At 76.1% G+C, this 4,669-nt stretch carries 3 protein-coding genes; 1 reads left to right on the forward strand and 2 read right to left on the reverse strand.

The genetic code is table 11. The features are described 5' to 3' along the window. On the forward strand, positions 1 to 1,150 hold a 1,150-nt coding region (locus PYV61_RS21190; protein ID WP_275835386.1), incomplete at its 5' end, for a peptidoglycan DD-metalloendopeptidase family protein. A 93-nt stretch (positions 1,151 to 1,243) separates the two neighbouring features. On the opposite strand, the gene PYV61_RS21195 is transcribed toward PYV61_RS21190, so the two are convergent. Both PYV61_RS21195 and PYV61_RS21200 read right to left on the reverse strand, forming a co-directional pair. Continuing rightward, a complete protein-coding gene (locus PYV61_RS21195; protein ID WP_275835388.1) occupies positions 1,244 to 2,104 on the reverse strand; it encodes a deoxyribonuclease IV in 861 nt (286 codons plus the stop codon). A gap of 31 nt (positions 2,105 to 2,135) precedes the next feature. Beyond that, the gene (locus tag PYV61_RS21200; RefSeq protein ID WP_275835390.1) at positions 2,136 to 4,559 is read right to left on the reverse strand and encodes a TonB-dependent receptor; all 2,424 of its coding nucleotides are present in this window, start codon (positions 4,557 to 4,559) and stop codon (positions 2,136 to 2,138) included. Positions 4,560 to 4,669 lie beyond the last annotated feature (110 nt).

Consider the following 4,669-nt stretch of genomic DNA (forward strand, 5'->3'; position numbering starts at 1 on the left):
CGCGCGGCAGCCGGCGCAGCCGCCCGCGTCGGCCAGCGCCGCCGCGCGCGCGCGCCAGCAGCGCCAGGAGCTGGAGCGGGTGCGGCGCGAGCGCGCCGCGCTGGAGCAGCGCATGCAGGCGCTGCAGACCACGGCGCACGACCTGCGCGAGGAGGTCACGAACCTCGACCGGCAGGCCGACGCGACGGCGCGACTGGTGGCGACGCTCGACCGGCAGCTGCTGACGCTCGACGACGACCTGCAGGACGCGGGGACCCGCCTGGCGCGCGCGGAGGACGAGCTGTCGGCGAAGCAGGTGGGGCTGCGGCGCCGGCTGGTCGAGATCTACAAGCGCGGCGCGCTGTGGGAGGTGGAGGCGTACCTGAGCGCGGCGTCGTTCGCCGACCTGGTCGCACGCTACAAGTACCTGCACGAGCTGGCGCGCCGCGACCGGTCGCTGGTGCGGCGCGTGGAGGAGCTGCGCAACACGGTGGCCGGGCAGCGCGCGCTGCTCGTGCAGCTGCAGGGGGAGCTGGCGCGCAACCGCGCCGAGAAGGCCGAGGAGGAGCGGCGCATGCGGGCGCTGGAGTCGGCCGGCGCGCGCAACCTGCGGCAGGTGCAGGAGCAGGCGGCGCGCACGCGCCGGCAGCTGGCCACGATCCAGCGCGACGAGCAGCGGCTGGCGGGGCTGATCGCGAGCCTGGAGTCGGCGCGCCGCCGCGCCGAGACGCGCCCGAACGCGCGCCCGTCGGCGCCGAGCACGCTCCGGACGTCCGACCTCGGCCGGCTCGACTGGCCGGTGAATGGCACCCTGCTCTACCGGTTCGGCCGCGTGCGCAGCGCGAACAACACCACGACGCGGTGGAACGGCGTCGGCATCGGCGCCGCCGAGGGCACGCCGGTGCGCGCCGTGGCCGCGGGCGAGGTGATGGTCGCCGAGGCGATCGGGACGTACGGGACCACCGTGATCCTGCAGCACGGCGGCGGCGACTACTCGGTCTACGGCTCCCTCGGCCGCGCCGACGTGCGGAAGGGGCAGACGATCGCCAAGGGCGACGTCGTCGGGACCGTCGGCGCCGGCGACGCGGACCTGCCGGCGCACCTGCACTTCGAGGTGCGCCCGCAGGGGCGCGCGGTGGACCCGCTGGAGTGGCTACGCGGGAGGCGGTGAACCGCTTCAGACACGGAGGACACGGAAACCGGAGGAGGGACTGGAGCCTCCAGTCCCTCCCCCGGTTTCCGTGTCCTCCGTGTCCGCTCTCGTTCAGCCCGCGGTCTCGTAGCTCCGCAGCAGCGCGATCATCCGCGAGTCGGTCACGGTCGCGTCGTCCCCCTTCGGCGTCTCGAGGATCTTCGGGACCGACGACAGCCGCGGGTCCGTCATGATGCGGCGGAAGGGCGCCTGGCCGAGCGAGCCCTCGGCGATGAGCTCGTGCCGGTCCTTCTTGGACGCGAACGGCGCCTTCGAGTCGTTGAGGTGCAGGACCTTGAGCCGGCCGAGCCCCAGCGCGTCGTCGAAGCGCGCCATTACCCCGTCGTAGTCCTGCACCAGGTCGTAGCCCGCCGAGTAGACGTGGCAGGTGTCCAGGCAGACGGCGACGCGCGCCTGCTGGTCGGCGGGGAGGCGGGCGATGATCGCGGCCAGCTCCTCGAACGTGGCGCCCAGCGCGGTGCCGGCGCCGGCGGTCGTCTCCAGGCACAGCACGGTCTTCCCGGGGACCAGGGCCAGCGCCTCGGCGATCCCGTCGGCGTTGCGGGCGATCCCGGCGTCGCGGTCGTCGATGAAGTTGCCGGGGTGCGACACGAGGTAGTCGATCCCCAGCGCCTCGCACCGCCGCAGCTCGCACGCGAAGCTCTCGACGGAGCGCGCGCGCAACGTGTCGTCGGGCGACGCCAGGTTGATGAGGTAGCTGTCGTGCGAGACCGTCGCCTGCACGGCGGTGGCGCCGAGCGCCTCGCCGAACTGGCGGCACTCGTCGCCCTCGCAGGCGCGCTCGGCCCAGCGGTTGGCCTGCTTGGTGAACAGCTGCAGCGCGGTGGCCGCGATGGCCTGCGCGCGCGGCGGCGCCTGCGGGGTGCCGCCGGCGGCGGAGACGTGCGCGCCGAGCGGGGTCGCGGTCGTCATGCGGGGAGGGTCCGGGAGGGTCGGGGGCGGGTCAGAACTGGACGCGGTACACGAGCGCGAGGTTGCGCCCCGGGTTCCGCGCGAAGCTCTTGATGCGGCTCGACGCGTCGTAGTACGACTCGTCCAGCAGGTTGTCGGCGCGCAGCGTGATCGAGTGCAGCGCCGCGCCGCGGAGAAGGTTGTAGCCGACGCTCGCGTTCACCAGGGTGTACCCCGCGGTGCGCAGGTCGACGCAGGGGACGCCCGCGGTGCCGGGCTCGGTCTCCGGGACGTCGCCGCCGGCCACCCCGCACGCGCCCTGCGACACGCGGTCCTGCGCGAAGGCGTGGCGCGTCTCGGCGCTCGCCGTCAGCCGCCCGGCCTCCCACCGCGCGAGCGCGCCCAGGCGCGCCGGCGGCAGGTACGGCAGCGCCCCCCCGCCGCCGGTGAAGGCGCCGCGCACCACGTCGCCCATCGCGCCCACGATCACGTGCGGCAGCACCGCGACCTCCACGCGCCCCTCGGCGCCGTACAGGCGGGCGTCGCGCTGCGTGAAGCGGTTGAGCGGCACCGCCCCCGCGTCGCCGGGCGCGGCGGGCTCGCCGCTCTCCTCGTCGACCACGCCGACGATCGACGGGGTCACGTAGTTGTCGATCGCGTTCCAGTAGCCCGACACCGACGCGTCCACGCGCCCGCGCTGCGCGCGCAGCACGGCGTCCACGCCCTGGTTCGTCTCGGCCGCGAGGTCGGGGTTCCCGACGTCGAACGTGCCGACGGCGGCGTGGAAGGCGTTCGAGAACAGCTCCTCGACCGTCGGCGCGCGGAAGGCGCGCGCGGCGCTCAGCCCGAGCGTGACGCGCGGCGCCAGCGGGACGGACAGGCCCACGGATCCCGAGCCGTTGGTGAAGGTGCGCGTGCGCCCGGGGCCGAACTTCTCCCCGCCGTCGCGCGCGCGCAGCCGGAAGCCGTCGAGGCGCGCCCCGACCTGCAGCCGCACGCCGTCGCCGTGGTCGTCGCCGCCGTGCTCCTCGGCGCTCTCGGCCCGCCCGAGCGGCAGCTCCTGGTAGAGGAAGAGCCCCCCGCTCGTCGTCGCCGCGGCCGGGGTGAGCGCCTCCTCCCCCGACGCCTCGTACTGGCGGAAGAGCCCCTGCGCGCCGAGCGCGCCGTCGAGCCGCCCGACGCGCGTCTTGGCGGTGACGTTCGCCGTCTGCGTGCGCAGGTCGAAGGTCGTCGCGACCGCGCCGTCCTCCTCGACCTCGTCGTGCGTGTACCACTGCGCCGAGCCCTCGGCCCGCAGGTAGCGCAGCGCGCCGGTGCCGAACGTGTGGTCGGCCTTGGCCCGCAGCTCCTGCCGCGCGCCCTCGATGCGCGCCCGCTCGCCGCCCGGGATCGTCGGCAGCCCGTAGTCGAAGCCGTAGGCGCCGAACGACACGCCGCTGCGCGTGGCCTCGCCGATGTGCGCGAGGCTCACCAGCCCGTTCCGCGCGCGGTTGTCGCTGTTGAGCAGGCGGACGCGCCCGCCCTGGTACAGGTCCTCGGCGCGGCGGAAGGTGCCGCGCGCCGTGAGCGCGAGCGTGCGGCCGAGCGGGAGCGCGACGCCGCCGGCGAGCGCGCCGCCCGGCGTCGCCGACTCGGCCTGCCCGGCCACGTAGCCGTCGCGGTGCGTCGGGCGCTCCGTCGGGATGTCGTTGGTGATCACGTTGACCACGCCGCCCAGCGCGCTCGTGCCGTAGAGCAGCGACGCCGGCCCGCGCACGACCTCGATGCGGTTGGCGGTCAGCGGGTCGATCGACAGCCCGTGGTCGGCCGATGCCGCCGACAGGTCCCCGGCGCGGTCGCCGTCCTGGAGCACGAGGATGCGCTCCCCCGAGAGCCCGCGGATCACGGGCGTGCTGGCGGCGGGGCCGTTGTAGCGCATCGCCAGCCCGGGCTCGTTCGACAGCGTCTGGGCGACGCTGGCGCCGAGGGTGCGCGCGAGCTCCTTCCCCGACAGGTCGACGGTGCTCTGCGCCAGCCGCAGCGGGTCGGCGCCGAGCGGGGTCGCGGTCACGACGACGTTGGAGAGGCGGAGCGCCGTGCGCCGCATGACGATCGCGACCTGCACGTCGGCCCCCTCGGCGGGGACCACGACATCGGCGTCGCCGCGGGCGTAGCCGAGGAGGATGGCGTCCAGGTGGTAGCGCCCGGGGGCGAGGCCGCGGAAGACGAACCGCCCCGCCTCGTCGGTGAGGACGGCGCGGCCGACCCCCGCGAGGACGACCTGCACGTCCGGGAGCGGGGCGCCGGCGGTGTCGCGCACCACGCCGACGATCGGGGTGATCGCGGCCGCGGTGCGCGAGGCGCTGCCCGTCTGGGTCGGGGAGGGCGCGGGGGGGCCGTTCGGGGCGCGCTGGGCCGCGGCGGGGCCGGCCAGGAGCGCGGCCCCGAGCGCCAGCGTCCACGCGCCGGTCGGTCGGCGCGGGGTGGAGTCGGGCATCGGAGATGGCGTGCGGAGTCGGACGACGCGCGCCCGCCGGCGCCCGATGCGCCGGGGGCGGGGTCGCGAGCGGGGCCGGCCCGGGGCCGGCGGGACTCAGCAGCCGGGCG

Source organism: Roseisolibacter sp. H3M3-2, assembly GCF_029211165.1.
Classification (GTDB): Bacteria; Gemmatimonadota; Gemmatimonadetes; order Gemmatimonadales; family Gemmatimonadaceae; genus Roseisolibacter.

Bases quoted from the DNA above. Each gene is read 5' to 3' on its own strand.
- PYV61_RS21195 (WP_275835388.1), bottom strand. From the start codon at position 2,104: ATGACGACCGCGACCCCGCTCGGCGCGCACGTCTCCGCCGCCGGCGGC.
- PYV61_RS21200 (WP_275835390.1), bottom strand. From the start codon at position 4,559: ATGCCCGACTCCACCCCGCGCCGACCGACCGGCGCGTGGACGCTGGCG.